Annotated in this window: 12 protein-coding genes; 5 read left to right on the top strand and 7 right to left on the bottom strand. The window is 46.6% G+C overall.

The genetic code is table 11. The annotated features are described in order from the left end of the window. Positions 1 to 143: 143 nt before the first annotated feature. On the bottom strand, positions 144 to 899 hold the full coding sequence (locus tag MIC7113_RS19105; RefSeq protein ID WP_015183813.1) for a MinD/ParA family ATP-binding protein: 756 nt from the start codon (positions 897 to 899) through the stop codon (positions 144 to 146). Positions 900 to 1,279: 380 nt separating this feature from the next. Here MIC7113_RS19105 and MIC7113_RS19100 point away from each other — a divergent pair, with 380 nt between their 5' ends. Next, positions 1,280 to 1,492 carry a hypothetical protein gene (locus MIC7113_RS19100; RefSeq protein ID WP_216596331.1) on the top strand — a complete coding sequence of 71 codons (213 nt, stop codon included), beginning with the start codon at positions 1,280 to 1,282 and terminating at the stop codon, positions 1,490 to 1,492. Positions 1,493 to 1,532: 40 nt separating this feature from the next. Here the strand turns inward: MIC7113_RS19100 and MIC7113_RS19095 are convergent, their stop codons facing one another. The 3 genes from MIC7113_RS19095 to MIC7113_RS19085 form a co-directional block, all read right to left on the bottom strand. Next, positions 1,533 to 2,195: a cyanoexosortase A system-associated protein gene (locus MIC7113_RS19095; RefSeq protein WP_015183812.1), complete on the bottom strand. Its 663-nt coding sequence runs from the start codon at positions 2,193 to 2,195 to the stop codon at positions 1,533 to 1,535. Between the two features lie 45 nt (positions 2,196 to 2,240). After that, positions 2,241 to 3,095 (bottom strand): cyanoexosortase A, encoded by an 855-nt coding sequence (gene crtA / locus MIC7113_RS19090; RefSeq protein ID WP_015183811.1) that lies wholly within the window; start codon positions 3,093 to 3,095, stop codon positions 2,241 to 2,243. Positions 3,096 to 3,231: 136 nt separating this feature from the next. Next, positions 3,232 to 5,073, bottom strand: a complete 1,842-nt coding sequence (locus MIC7113_RS19085; RefSeq protein ID WP_015183810.1) for a hypothetical protein — start codon at positions 5,071 to 5,073, stop codon at positions 3,232 to 3,234. Positions 5,074 to 5,500: 427 nt separating this feature from the next. Between MIC7113_RS19085 and MIC7113_RS19080 the strand changes: the two genes are divergently transcribed. The 4 genes from MIC7113_RS19080 to aat all read left to right on the top strand — a co-directional run bounded on the left by MIC7113_RS19080 (position 5,501) and on the right by aat (position 9,989). Beyond that, positions 5,501 to 6,418 carry an SDR family NAD(P)-dependent oxidoreductase gene (locus MIC7113_RS19080; protein WP_015183809.1) on the top strand — a complete coding sequence of 306 codons (918 nt, stop codon included), beginning with the start codon at positions 5,501 to 5,503 and terminating at the stop codon, positions 6,416 to 6,418. 224 nt (positions 6,419 to 6,642) lie between these two features. Beyond that, positions 6,643 to 7,908, top strand: coding sequence for an ATP-grasp domain-containing protein (locus MIC7113_RS19075; protein ID WP_015183808.1), 1,266 nt, complete (start codon positions 6,643 to 6,645; stop codon positions 7,906 to 7,908). Positions 7,909 to 8,320: 412 nt separating this feature from the next. Continuing rightward, a complete protein-coding gene (locus tag MIC7113_RS19065) occupies positions 8,321 to 9,214 on the top strand; it encodes a succinate--CoA ligase subunit alpha (RefSeq protein WP_041781015.1) in 894 nt (297 codons plus the stop codon). A 199-nt stretch (positions 9,215 to 9,413) separates the two neighbouring features. Then, entirely contained in the window at positions 9,414 to 9,989 is a 576-nt protein-coding gene (aat, locus tag MIC7113_RS19060) for a leucyl/phenylalanyl-tRNA--protein transferase (protein WP_015183806.1), read from the top strand. Positions 9,990 to 10,064: 75 nt separating this feature from the next. Here the strand turns inward: aat and MIC7113_RS19055 are convergent, their stop codons facing one another. The 3 genes from MIC7113_RS19055 to MIC7113_RS19045 form a co-directional block, all read right to left on the bottom strand. Beyond that, positions 10,065 to 11,078: a DUF928 domain-containing protein gene (locus tag MIC7113_RS19055; protein ID WP_015183805.1), complete on the bottom strand. Its 1,014-nt coding sequence runs from the start codon at positions 11,076 to 11,078 to the stop codon at positions 10,065 to 10,067. Between the two features lie 182 nt (positions 11,079 to 11,260). Then, entirely contained in the window at positions 11,261 to 12,169 is a 909-nt protein-coding gene (locus MIC7113_RS19050; protein ID WP_015183804.1) for a DUF928 domain-containing protein, read from the bottom strand. Between the two features lie 24 nt (positions 12,170 to 12,193). Then, entirely contained in the window at positions 12,194 to 14,548 is a 2,355-nt protein-coding gene (locus MIC7113_RS19045) for a CHASE2 domain-containing protein (RefSeq protein WP_015183803.1), read from the bottom strand. Positions 14,549 to 14,765: the final 217 nt, after the last annotated feature.

The following is a 14,765-nucleotide window of genomic DNA, read 5'->3' as shown; positions in this document are numbered from 1 at the left end:
GTAAGTACGTGGAAATGAACGGTAATTTTCGGTGCCAGTAGCTAGGGTTTATACCCTTTTGGATTTTGAATTCTGGATTTTTCCAGCCTTGCCAGTGAAGGGGTTCAAAATGTTAAATGTACCCGGTCTAAACCCAAATAGTATTAGGCCATAATCTGCTGTGCTACCTTTCTAAATTCTTTGCTCACAACATGGTCGGGGTTCTTAATGCAGAAAACGCCTTCGCTTGCTAGCTGCACCACATCTTCTGACAAGGGGAAAATCCCGGCTACCGGGAGGTTGTAAGTTTCTTCCACCTTTTGCTGCAAGGCATCAAAATTGAGTTTGCTTAATACCTTGTTGATCGCTAGTAGCATTTTGCGAACCTTGAGCTGCTTAGCCACATCCACCGTCACGGCTGTCCCTTGATAATCCTGTTTATCAGGACGCAAAATCAAAATTAAGATATGAGAGATGGCAATAGAAAGAAAGGTTTCTTTCGATAAACCTGGGTGCGTATCAATGAACAGATAGTCGAGTTGCAGACCCTTCACCAACTTGCGAAACCCATCATGCAATAAGCTTACATCGTATCCCTCCTTGAGAATTCGGGCAATATCATCGGCTTTGAAGCTAGAAGGAACTAGAAAAATCTTGCCATCCCCTTTAAGTTCGACATTCGCACTAACATCATAGGCAGCTTCTTCTATCGGAATTTCGCCCCACAGATAATGATTGAGCGTCTTGTTTGTATTTTCTGGCTCTAAGCTGAAAAGATTGTGAATTCCAGGGGAAGGAACATCGGTGTCAACGATACCTACTCGATTCCCTTGCATGGCAATTGTTGTTGCCAGGTTAGCTGTGAAGTTTGATTTGCCGGTGCCACCCCGGTATGAGTGAATTGAGACAACCTTAGGCATTTTAAAAAATTTTAGGACTGGCAGGACTTGATAATTAGGTTCAGATTATATCTTTAAACAGGCTATTTTTTTTTGTTGTAAAAAATTTTTTATTTTATTACCAATTATTTGTAAGCGGCGCAACCTATAGATAAACAGATTTTATTGATAAATTATGATAATCTCTTTCTGAGACAGCAGCTTAAATTTTTGTCGATTTTGCCGAAAGGTTGTGTCTTTCTTTTGGCGAAACACAAAGTTGACCCTTTGCTTGTGTAACCAGTGCGCCAGTTCGACACTACGCCAACAAGGACAAAATCGGCAATCTTAAAATTGCACCTAAACACAAAGACAGCAATCACGTCCAACGCCGCCAGCAGCAATGAGCAATTAGTAACGCCATGATTCAAGTTGCTCTGATGTATGGGTGCAAGCACTACAACAAAGGAGCAGTAATTTATACACTGACTGACCGAATTTTGAGGCAGACTCCTTACTTTCGGTTTACCGATACTCTCAGAGGTCTTTGTGTAGTTTGTCAGAATCAACTGCCAGAATTCCAGCTTTTAACAGCTTATTGGCACGAAGAAACTAAACGCCGCGTTCGCAAATAGGCTATTTTTCTAGTCTTCCTACAATTTCAAGTATCCCCCTCTAAGGTTTCGGGAACCGTGGCTGCCACCATGCATACCAAGAAAACCATACAGATTCCAAAAGAGAATAAGCTTCCTCCCGTTGATTTCTCTCCACAGGCACAGACAGCATATTCCACATACAGCGGAAGTCTCGCAATTCTTGAAAACCAAGTAACCAAAGCATTATACGACCCGGCTTGACATCATAAACATTCCGGTTTTCTCTAAATTGATCAAACGTTACAGTACTACCACCACGCGGATTAATACAAGAAGTGAGGTAAGCTGTTCCTTCCTTAGTGAAAAGAGCATGAAAACCCACACCTGATTTTTCCTTAATGAGAATTGATGCGCCCGATTTTTCCGAGAAAATATGCTTTTTTAAAAAATCTTGAACATCCCCTGATGATTGAATAATATAATGCATATCAATAGTCAGGGTGAGGGGATTTTGTTGATATCGATAACGCCGACTCGCTAAAAAAGTCGAATCATCCGTGATTTTCAACGGTACACTATCTACCAACTGCCACTGAGGTAAGGGAATTGTACTAGGAAAAACAAAAGGAGTTACGCTTGATTGCTGGCTAGGCGGAAAAACAATTGACTTAACCAGAACGCACAAAACCCCAATAAAAAGAACCCCCAGCAGCCAAATTCTAATCGTTTTCCATGAACTCATCAAAATTGACACGGCTGATATAATTTTTCAGAACAATGTCGTGTTTTATCCTTCAGACTTTAGTTGAGTTTTGGCTGGCTTTCTTAGGATGAAAAACCAACAAAACAAGCCAAAAATGAATACCCCAATCAGAGGAAAGATTTGAGAGCCAGTTCCTAAGTGCCAATAATCAAAGGCTTCTGAATTTGAGTTTGCGACAAGTAGAGTTAAGATGGCAACCCGAATGCCATTAACAATAAAAGCAATAAACACAGCCAGAAATGGCAGAAAAATTTTCTGTTTCCGATTGGTTTGGGGAAACATAAATAAGAAAAGCAAAGAAAGTCCCAGTAACTGAAGCATACCATTCACTCCACTACAGCCCGAAGCTACCTCTACTTTTGCGGTTGGCAGGGTGATAAAAATACCTTGGCGAGCAACTGAAAATCCCAAACCACTAAGCAGAGAAGCAGAGAATTTAGCGGTTAACAGACTGAGATCTAAGAATCGATGTACCAAACCTTGTGGAATGCTAATAAAACCAAGGAGCAGCAGTTCTTGCCAATACTGTTTTAATCCTTTGGCACCCGATACCAATAAAGCCAAACTTAAGGCGGAAATAAAGGGCGAGAAGCGAAGAAAAATATCATTTCCCGGTACTGAGGCACTCTTGAGAAGTACTGAAGTTAGCAGTGATGCGCCTAAAAAGGTAGAGAAAATGCCACTTTCTGTACGGAGTTGATTTTTTTTATCCCAGACTAGAGATGAGACAGCCGCCCAAAAGACAAGACTGGTACTGAGTAAATCCAAATTGTTTGCCTTTAGGGTTAAAGTCAAGTGGAGTGCAATTAAACCGACAGCTATTCCAACTATCCAGAAGTTGAATCCTGGTAAGACTTTTACCTTGCTCAGTTGAGTCATATTCGGTTAGATGTTGGTAATGGGTAATGGGTAATTGGTAATTGAAAAAAAGACGTGAAGAGTGCTATGAAAAATACCCTTTGCTTGTTCCCTTGTACTTTTCTCAGCATCTCTCTGGTCTTTATAGAGAAGTGGATCAACTGCCGGGGACGTGAGTTTGGATTAAGGTTCCATCCCCATCATAAACTTCCAAACGCATACGAGCATTATCACTAATCGCTTCCAACGCTTCTCCTAAGGTTAAGATGTGATTGACAATACTGGATTGAGCATTAGAGTCACCTCTAACTTGGGCAGAGTTTGCAGTTTGCTTCACTAACTTGGTGTAGGCAGGTGTTAGCCTAACTTTGATGATATTGTTGATAATCCCGAAGTTGCAGACTTGAACTTTCCCCATGCACGTCTGTTTTAAATCACTGCGAGTTTGTTGCATCTTCATGGCTAACTGCAACTTAACTTTGGCTTGCTTGAGAGCGTTGGAGTAAGACTGTACGCGGGATTGTGCCTTGCTGTAGTAAAACGAGTCTTTGGGAACTTGATTCATGTTAGTTATCGCATTGCGCCAGTTCACCACTGCAACTGACCACTGATTATCAAACTGAGCATTTTTGGCGAGTTGCGCTAATTGAAGTCCTTGGTTATAAGCGTTAACGGCAAATTGCTCTTGAGTTTTCTTGTCCTGCACACTGGACATTTTCGGCAAATACAAAGACGACAATTGCTGTGCCTGTTCATAAGCCGTTGTTCCTTGAGGAATCTGCTTGAGGCGCTTCATGGCTATCTGCCAGGTGGAATAAACCAGTTGCCAATTTTCCAACGACTGAGCTACTCCTTGACGCGCTTCGGCAATCAACGCCGCATCTTTTGCCTCTTGAAGACGTTGCTGAGAGTTTCGCTCTTTCACTAATCGCTGATTCGCCGCCGCCAAATTCTGCTTATATTCCTTAATTTTTTGCTGAGCCAAGGGTTGAAGATTACTATTCGTCGGTAACTCTTCCAGCCGTGCGATCGCCTCTCGCCACAAACCCTGAATTTCGACCCACCGCGCCGTTGGATGAGGCGGATTTTCACTTTTGTGACCCGCCCTAGCTGCTGTCTGTAGTGCTGTTACCATCTGCTCAACACGTTCAGCCTGAACTTGATACACCTTAAGCTGCTCTTGGGCTTTCCCGTAAGAACCCGACCAAAATGGAATGGATTGTAATATCCGAATCGCTTCCATTAATTGCTCTTGAGCCTCTAAAACCTCTTTTCCCGATAGAGGCTTTTGCAACCTTTTTAGGCTCGTCTGGTTCAACTCCTGAGCGTCTGCAATGGCTTGACACTGCCCTACCACGCAGGGACGAGTCAACAGAAACAAGCTGGTTAAGAAAATGAACAAACTTAAGCCAGTCCCAGCGACGACAATCGGCAGCAGGGTTTTTTTAGACTTGCTTTTCCCTGGTTCAACAATTTCCTCAAGCGGTTCCTCTAGCAGGGAATTTTCTTCCTGAATCGGTTGGTCCCAGGGGTGAGGAGACGTTGATTCGGATGTTGCAGCCTCTGAGCTTTGGCTCGTTTCCGTCTCTACCTCGTTACTATCAATTGCCTCTTCATGCTCTTCAGGGAGAGATTCGGATGAGTCGGGCGCATCGAGTGCCTCTTCCACGGGTGTAGCGGTTGGGGTGGCAGAGACACGACGCTCTATTTTGAACGAATAAAACGCGTAAGGCGACTTAATGCCTTCTACTCGCAAGTAAATTTTGACCGAGTGGCTATCTGACCACTGATACTCCTGTATGGTTTGCTCTATCGAGCTAAATACTTGTTGTGCATCGGGTACCGTCGCTGCTGGATGTTGAGCCAGAACCACTAGCATCTCATCCTTAAGCCGACACTGAACCTGAACCGGGACAAACGGTGAAAGGTCAGACTGGAAACCTTCGTGTAAAAGATGCTCCAGAGTTTCTAAATTATTAGGTCGCGTCGCTGTTTTCATGTGGCTACACCATTCTTAAGGTAGTTGCTTTTTTGGGGTGAGTTTCCAGCCCACAGCGACTCTTGATAGCGAGTTGCATCCAAAAAGGTAACTTTCTCTCCCCCTAGTTCCCCGCCTCTCCCAAACTACTATGATTGAACGCAACTTGGTATGACGACGGGGCGGCGGCGAATAAACCCACCCGTTTTGTTATGGGTTGGTAGGACTTTTGGATATTCAGATCATTCAGTCAGTCCCTTGAACAACCCAATAGAACTTAGGTTTAAATGTTTAATTTTGCTATGTTCTTCTGACAGATAGAGGCAAAAGACGAGTTTTCGCTGAAATCATAAACAAAAAGGGGCTACTGCTTTAAGCCATAGTGATGCCTCCCTACATATAGCGAATCGGTACCCATTCGCAATGCCGTAAAAACTAAAAACCTATTATGACTCAGTCTCCCCCCCTAGCCGAACAAGTTATTTTAATTACTGGTGCTTCCACCGGGATTGGTGCAGCTCTCGCCCGACGGTTAGCCCAGCAATTTTTGGGTATTCGCTTAGTCCTTGCCGCCCGTAATCAGGAGAAATTACAAGCTGTCGCGACTGATTGTGAAAAAGTGGGTGCACAAGTCCTGGTTGTGGCAACTGACCTCGCTCAACTCGAACAGGTCAAAGCCCTTCCTCAAAAAGCGATTGACCACTTTGGTCGAGTAGATGTCCTGGTGAATAATGCCGGCTACGGACAGATGGGGCCGATGGAATTAATTTCACCGGAAGATGCCCAACGGCAATTTGCCGTCAATTTTCATGCGCCGTTAATCTTGAGTCAGGCGTTAATCCCCACCCTGCGAGAGCAGGGGGGTGGACGAATTATCAATGTCTCATCCCTCGGCGGTCGGGTGGCATTTCCGGCGGGGGGGATGTATAGCCCTTCTAAATTTGCCCTAGAAGCCTTGAGTGATGTGATGCGGATGGAATTAGGGGCATTTAACATTAAAGTCAGTGTGATTGAACCCGGCCCCGTAACCACAGACTTTTTTAGTGTGGCTGGTGGTAAAGTCGATCTGAATATACCGGAGGCAGGACGAAAGCTTTATCGAGCAGCGATTGAGGGCATCAAAGACATTGAACAGCAAACGGCACTTCTGGCTTGGAGTTCAGAACGGGTGGCAGATGTGATTATTCGGGCACTCACCTCGCGCCACCCCCGTCCCCGCTACGTGGCGGCGACTGGAGGAAAGATGATGCTGTTTTTGATGAGGAAACTCCTACCAACTCCACTGGTAGACCTGTTCTGGAAACGCTTCTACAAAATCGACCAAGTGGAGAAAGAGTGGAAAAGTTTGGCTCAAAGGGTAAGGTAGAAAACCAACTGCAAGGTGGGAAATTGATAACTTAATAAAGGTTAAGAGCGTTTGAGTAAAGAAGTCTGAAGAATAAAGGATGAAGGATGAAGTGGAAATTTATCGGTATATGCCTTGCCCTGACTGGAGCCTAACTCTCCGAGGTGGGAAATTTTCCTACTTTATACTTAATTCTTCATACTTCATACTTCAGCTTTCAGTTGACCTTTAATCAATACCCATTTATGGACTTATTAGAGTACCAAGCGAAAGAATTATTTCGCGAGATTGGCATCCCTGTTTTGCCGTCTCAACGCATCGACCATCCTACCGACCTCAAGCGCTTAGAAATTCCTTATCCGGTCGTCCTCAAGTCTCAGGTGCCTACAGGAGGAAGGGGTAGAGCCGGTGGTATCCGCTTTGTGGAAAATACCATTGATGCGATCGCGGCAGCAAGAGCTATTTTCAACCTTCCGATTCTCGGTCGCTATCCCCAAGTCCTGCTCGCCGAATCCCGCTATGATGCTGAGCGGGAATTGTTTCTCGCCGTCATCCTCGACTATACCCTTGGGCGTCCTGTCCTCTTAGGGTCTTCCCAAGGAGGCATTAACGTAGAAGCCGTGATTCAACACATGCAAAAGGTAGTGGTGGAGCAAGAATTCTCCTCCTTTTATGCGCGGCGTCTCGCCCTGAAAATGGGACTCCAAGGACAGCTCATTGAGTCGGTTAGTGGGGTTATCCAAAAAATGTACCAGCTATTTCTCCAAAAAGACCTGGACTTAGTGGAAATTAATCCCCTAGGCATTAGTTCCACGGGTGAGGTGATGGCATTGGATGGCAAAATTGCGGCAAATGACAATGCTTTGGGGCGTCATACCGAGTTAGCCAGCTTGGCATCCATTATTCCGAATAGCTCCTCTCAGCGAGTGCCTAACCTCAACTGGACGGACACAGAAGGCAATATTGGGATTTTGTGTAACGATGCTTGTCTGGCTGCTGCGACCTTAGATTTGGTCTACCAAGAACATGGGAAACCCGCTAGTTGTCTGATTTTGGACGGGTCTACCCGTTGGGACGTGCCAGCCGAGTCCTCTCCCGTACAACAACTGCAAAGTGCGCTCAAGCAAATTACAGAAGCCAAAGGGATTAAAGTTATCTTAGTCAACATTTTGAGCAGTGCGAACGCCAGTGAACAAGTGGCTCAGGTCATTGCGAATTATTTGCTTCCTAAAGTGGGGGAAGTGTCTGCGCTCAAGGCAGTAGAGCAGGCAGATAGACCGAGGGGAATGACGGCTCGGACTCATCGTACTCAAAATAATGGGACTCATACGCTCTCTAAGCAACCTGTATCTCTCAGTCCGCTCCCTCACTTTGTCATCCGGATTGTGGGAGGGCAAATTGACTCGGCTAAAGAACGTCTGGCAGCGATACCGGTACATTGGAGGGATAACTTGGATGAGGCAGTAGCCCAAGCGATTTCCCTGGCCAACTCCAAGGTGAGGCAGTCTTAACCCAAGCAAGATCAAGATTCACAACCTAGGGAGAGGAAGAAGACGGGGAGATCCCTATCATTAAGCTCTGATTACGTTTTTCTCACAAATGATCACCGACTTAAGATTAATCTGTATAAGGTTAGTATCCTGATGGTCTTGAGTCGGTTGATTCTCTTTCTCTGTTTTGTTAAACTTACCCTCCTCTGGGAAGAGTTGGCTGCTTTTGTTAAGCTCAATCCAGCAGCTACACCTCTTGAACCAGAAAGTACCTATGAACTTGACCTCAGAAAGCCAAGCCCTGGAACAGGACAGTACACCATCACTGAGTTCCGACTACGCCCTCCCCATGAAATCTAATGGTACCAAGGTAGCCGCTGGGGTTGTTGAGACGCTCAATCCAGCATCTACACCACTTGCACATCAAGCGACGATTAACTTGACGCCAAACAGCAAAGTCTTGGTTCAAGGCATTACCCAGCCTTTAGGTTCCTACTACACCGCTCGCATGAAAGCCTATGGTACCAATGTCGTGGCTGGGGTGAGTGCCGGTCAGGGAGGGCAAGAACTTCATGGTATTCCTGTCTTTGACTTGGTCGAACAGGTGCTGCCTCAGACAGGACCCATTGAGGCGAGCATTATTTTTGTGGAATCCTACCGAGTTCTGGATGCTGCACTCGAAGCGATGGATGCAGAGATTCCGCTGATTATTTTGGTGACAGAGGGTGTTCCCCCCCTGGATATGGTTCGCCTCCTGCGGAAAGCTGAGGCCACAGGGACTGTGATTGTGGGGCCAAGTAGTTCGGGTATTATTGTGCCGGGAAAAGTCTTGCTAGGTGCTCAGGAGAGCGAATTTTATACGCCCGGACCCGTTGGCTTGATTGCGCGTGCTGGTGCCCTGGCTTATGAAGTGGCGCTAGGGTTAACCCATGCCAAACTCGGACAATCCATGGCGGTTAATCTGGGTAGTGCGGCTATTGTTGGGTCTTCTTTTTGTCAATGGCTACAGATTTTAGCCATGGATAAAAGTACGAAAGTTATTGTTTTAGTGGATCAAACCGGTGGTTTGAGCGATGACGCAACCGCTGAGTACATTGCCCAGGCTATTGATAAACCTGTGATTGCTTATGTGGCTGGAAGTTATACACCCTTGGACAAACAAATTAGTGATGCTAGTGCCATTATTGCGGCTCAGCTATCAGGGCCAATTACCAATGCCAGCACGGCCCAGCACAAAGTGGCAGCTTTTAAGCAAGCGAATATCCCTGTGGCAGAGCGTCCTTCTCAGATTCCTGAGTTGGTGAGAAAGGCACTCAAAAAAGGTTGATTAGGTCGTATATAGAGGTTCTAAATGATTCGTGAAAAAGAATAAACCACAGAGATACGGAGAACACAAAGAAAGATAGGAAAGAGTTTTACAATTCATTTATACTGGCTAGATTCTGATCGTTTTCTTAATTTCCTGATAATATCAAATACCCAGTTAAATAATATATATGATCGCTTCTGACGAATGAACTCTATTCATGGCATTTGATATTCCTTCCCTAATTCAGGGATATGCCCAAGGCTACTTCTTGATGGCAGATGAAACTGGCGATTTAGGCTGGTACACCAGTCGCCACCGGGCGATCATTCCCCTGGATGACCGATTTCGCTATCCAACGTCATTGCGTCGCGTCCTTAATCAGGAGCGGTTTAGCATAGCAATTAACCGTGACTTTAAAGGTGTGATTGCGGGTTGTGCAAATCGAGAATCCACCTGGATTTCTACCCAGCTGAAGGAGATTTATTGGTCACTTTATAAAGCGGGTTGGGCTTATAGCTTTGAAACTTGGCAAGATGATGAGTTGGCAGGAGGAATTTTAGGAATTGTGATTGGTGGAGCCTTCATTGGTGAATCTATGTTTTATCGGATTCCTGAAGGCTCCAAGGTCGCGCTAGTGAAGTTAGTGGAACAGTTGCGATCGCGAGGGTTTATCCTATTTGATGCTCAGATGAACAACCCCCACCTCGCTCGTTTCGGTGCCCAAACCATTAGTGAACAGAACTATCAATCGTTGTTACAGCAGGCATTGCAGCGCACATGTTCTTTGGATTGATAGAGGCATGGCTCATAGCTGACCGAAAATGTAATTTTCGTTGTTAAAGGTTGATTTTGACCCATCACCCAGGGCTTATTTTTTCGGAGTCAGCATGGAGGTAATCGGTTCAGATGCGATCGCCTCTAAGTTAATCGATCGCAACAATTTAGCCCATTCTGCCTTTAGGGTGACATCGTTTGGTTTTTGACGACGTAGCTCAGCCAGATTGGTTACAGCCTCGTACCAAATGCCGCCTTTGGCATAAAGAAGAGCCTGCTGTTGGGGTGTCGCTTTGTCTAACTCCCGTTGGAGTGAGGGATCAAGAGTCACCCGTTCTACCCAGCCTGAAACAAAGATCTTGACCGGCTCTTGTTGATCGCTAGAGATCGATGATGGTGGAGTACAAGCGATAGTGAGGAACCAGTTATACCGTTTGTTGACCTCCAGGGGTTTCACTGTATTAGGAAGCTTGAAACCGACTACACCGGGCGCAGTTGCCGACTCGGATAACAACGTTTGATAAATGATGTTGTCCCGATCATCCTTGAGGATAAACTCAACGGGACGTTCAGACGTGATGGAATAAGGAACATAAAACCAAAACGTTGGATGGGAGACGACGGTTAAACCCAAAACTGACCCGGTGGGAGTGCTGGCGAGAACTGGGTGTTGACTCTTATCCGAAGAGGCTGAAATAATCGGCACCAAAGCCGTAAGAGGCTTGCTGGCAGATGGACACCTTCCACGCGTCGCCCCACCTGTCCGTTGCCCTGGTGCAGGTGCGCCTCGGTCTTTTGGAGGGTTTTGAGGTGGATTCTGAGCAAGAACATCTCCACCAGGGCGAGAATCACCCTGGGGTGTACTTCGCTGAACCTGTTGTTTTTCAAGCTGAGCCAGTTGTAGTTTCACACAAGAGGGTGGAGTTGCCTCAACCGGAGTCGGCGTTACTGTCGAGACGACCGGGGTCGATTGGGTTTGTACAGGAGTGGCAAGGCTTTGTCGAGGAATACTCGCATACGCCCCAGCAACGATCAGAGCAAATGCCCAAGAGGTAGCCCAGCTAAGCGTTGAGCTTTTCTGTCGTTCGGATGATGTTTTGTTAATCATAATCAACTAGTAAAGTGTAGAAGGTAGGCGTCGGGCTGGTCAGTGGTCTAAGTTCTAAGTTAAGAGACTTTCACTAGTAGACACTAAAACCAGGGCTGCCGGGACAAGAGGCACCCAACCGCCCTGGGTGAAAGCTCAAAATAATGAGCTTGTAACAGCTTCGTTCGATAACAAGAGTGAGATTAATCTGGGGCTGATTTCTTAGGAGTAAGCATTGAGGTAATGGGTTCCGGAGCAATTGCACCTAAATCAATCAATTGCATTAATTCTTGCCACTGCTGTTGCAGGATAGCATTGTTGGGATTCTGGCGATGCATTTGGGCAAGAGTGGTTACAGCCTCGTGCCAGACACCGGCTTGGGTATAAAGAACAGCCTTCTGTTGGGGGTTTGCGTGCTCTAACGTCTGTTGGAGTTTGGGGTCGAGGGCAACCCGTTGTACCCAGCCATCCACAGACCTAAAATCACTACGCTCATTCGCATCGCAAAAAACGGTCAGGTACCACTTATAGCGCTTGTTAACCGCCAGGGGTGCCACTGTTTCTGGAATCTTGAAGCCCATGACTCCAGGCGCGGTGCCCGACTCCGATAGCAAGGTTCTGTAAAGTTCCGTACCTTTGTCATCTAACAGGATGAACTCAACAGGGCGTGTGGCTGTTAAGGAATAGGGAACATAAAACCACAAGGTGGGATGCTCAGCAAAGGTTAAGCCCAACACAGAGTCAGTAGGAAGAGTTGGAATCACAGGCACCAAAGCGGTGAGATTCTTGCTGGCTCTTGGACAACTACCCCGGCTGGCTCCACCCACTCGTTTACCGGGTGCGGGTGCGCCTCTGTCTTTGAGCAAGGGTGTGGTCTTAAATGGTGCCCCTGCGCTGCGACTGGCGAGTTGTCCGGGTGTCTGAGCAAGTTGGAACCGGAGGAAGGAGGGTTGGGTTTTCGCCGCAGACGAGGCTGTTGAAACAACCGATAAAGTCGATGGGGTTGGTGCAGTTGTCGCCTGGGTGGGTAGTGGCAGATGGCTATACACTCCAACAACAGTCAAACCCATCGCTAGGGTTTTGGGGAGATGAGATAACTTTTTGTTAATCATGATGAATGAATCAGGTGTAGAAGGTTACTTTCGGGCTTGCCAGGTGGTGTAAGCCAAAACACCGCCACTGGTCGATACCACAACCAGAATTGCCGGAACCAGAGGAATCCACCCTCCCAGCAGGAACAGTACGTAGCTAAGCCCGTACAAAATGGTAATCGCACCCATCACCACCACCCAGCGCAGTCCTTTGAAAAAGCGCCAAGAAATTAGACCACCAACCAACGACCACCCCCAAATCCACAGGGCATCTCCCCACCCAGGCCAAACCCACAAAAGGGGTCGCCCATCAAGAACAGCACTGAGAATCTGACTCACTTGCTGGGCATGAACGACAACACCTGGGATTCTTTGACCGTAAGGTGTGAGAAAAAAATCTTTGGCGCTGGGCGCTGTAACACCAATCAGAACAACCCGGCCTTTGACAGCGTCAGGATTGAGCTGATCGTTCAGAACCTGGGTGACGCTGACTTGTCCGGCAAAATCTTCAGGAGAACGGTAGAAGCGATAATTGAGCAGGACTTGGTGACCCCAGGCATCGGTACCTTGGTAGCCATTGCTATGGGCTTCTAGGGGATTAAACACCACTTTGCCCAGTTTTAAGAACCCGTCTGGGGTCAATTGACGCGAGATGCCCTGTGTTTCTAGGTAGCGAAATGCTAACTGAGTGCTGAGGGTGTAGTAGGGCTTGCAAGCAGAGGCAGGAGATGGGGTCATCGCCAGAAGATGACGACGGACAATGCCACCGGAATCGATCGCCACATCACTTAAGCCCAAGTTGCCCTTGGGGACTTCTGGCGGCGGTTCAATCGCCGGGTCGCTAGGGTCTGTACTGGCTTCGCACACAGCAATGAAGCGTTGACTGTCTCTGAGATATTTGGCTAACTCTGGATACTTGGCTTCTACAGGGAAATCCCGATAGATATCTAAACCAATCACTCTGGGTTGATAGGATTCGAGTTTCGCTAACAGTCGTGCTAACGTGCGATCGGAGAGTGACCCACGCCTAAACTCATTTCCCTGAGCTTTAATATCATCTTCCGTGACCGTGACGACCAAAAGCCGCGAATCAGGGGGTTCGGCGGGTCTGATTTGCATCATCCAGTCAAACGCTGATAATTCTAAGGGTTGCAGGAGTCCCTTGTGTCGAATTCCCAAAAATAGGGAGGTGATGCTCACACTGATGAGTAACACAGTCCGCAGGCTACACCGCAAAACGGGCGGAGGCGGTGGAGGGCGTTTGTCATCATCCTTGTCATGGTCGTTGTCATGGTCGTTGTCATGGTCGTTGTCATCGTCATCCACATATAAATCTCGCCAAGTCGGTGGCACAACAGCAGGATTCTGACAAATCAGCGGTAACCAAGTCGCACAAGGAAATCGATCTTCCCATCCCTGTAAGCGTTCTCTTGCCTCTCGCACGGCGAGATAGAATGATTCACCTTTAGAAAATGCATTTAAAAAGTACTTTAAAAATTCTTGGGAGACGCGGTCAGGCACCGGTTCCCGCATGACAACGACTTGCGGAATATTCAAATCGACTAAATCTTTAGCTAATCCCAAGCCATCACAAGAATTGAAAATAGCAATTTTTAAGCCTCGTTCTACGGCTTTTTTAACAGCAAATTTTAACTCAGTAAAGGTCAAACTATCAGTTTGATTGAGATATATTCGACCTGTTTCTCCATTACAATTACTGGAACTATGCCCTGCGAAAAAGAGAATATCCCATTCTTGATTCCACAGTTCTTCACTGAATTCATGGCGTTGGGGTTCTACCAAAAAACGGATTTCGGCATTAGGTAATTGTTCGAGTAACAACCGATCTGCTTGGATATTAATCTCTTTACTATTACCCAGAATAGCTAAGATTTTGACTTGAGTATGAGAGGTTAGGTTGGTTTCGTGAGGAGGAAAACCCAGTGGACTTAAGGCAATTTCAGCTTTGGGGTAGCGATCGCAAAAATCCCACAGATGCCAGGGAAGTCGCTTTAACCAAATATCGTTCGTTTGAATAATCAGCCGGATTTCATCAGACGGCATCAATTGTTCGAGTAATTTTTCTCGGATAGGGCGAAACGGTTCCGAGTAGAGCCAATTGTTCAGGCGATCGCGTAAAATTTGGGCAGCACTACAGCAACTTTCAATGCTGGAAAAATGGGTGCGTTGGGCAGCAGGGGCTTCGAGTCGGGAAGGCCCTCCCAAATCGCGATAAGTCGTAGACCAAGTTTTATAGGATTGAGGAATTTCCGGAATTGGTGGCAGCTTACCGATGATTTCCAAACAGGGGGGACGTTCATCCTCTCCCATTTGCAAGGTAACAGGAAATCCCTGTTCAAAGCTACCATCCCCTAGCTTTAGGACGACTAACTTACCCATGACGGCTTCTCCAGATCGAAGTTAAGGGCATTACTTCGGCAATCGAGGTGACTCTAGTGGTTTGCTCCTAGAAGTTCTATCTCCAATCATTGTTGGGTTATGCACTTCCCACTAGCTTGGAACTGACTCAAGGAGGTTTACGGATTGTCTAACCCTTAACAAACATTCATGAATTCCAGTTTTATCCGGTTCTGTTCAGACGGTATTACTGGCTCAT

The sequence above is a fragment of the Allocoleopsis franciscana PCC 7113 genome (genome assembly GCF_000317515.1).
Classification (GTDB): domain Bacteria; phylum Cyanobacteriota; class Cyanobacteriia; order Cyanobacteriales; family Coleofasciculaceae; genus Allocoleopsis; species Allocoleopsis franciscana.
Note: the sequence above shows the minus strand (reverse complement) of the source record. Positions and strands in the feature narration are given on the sequence as shown.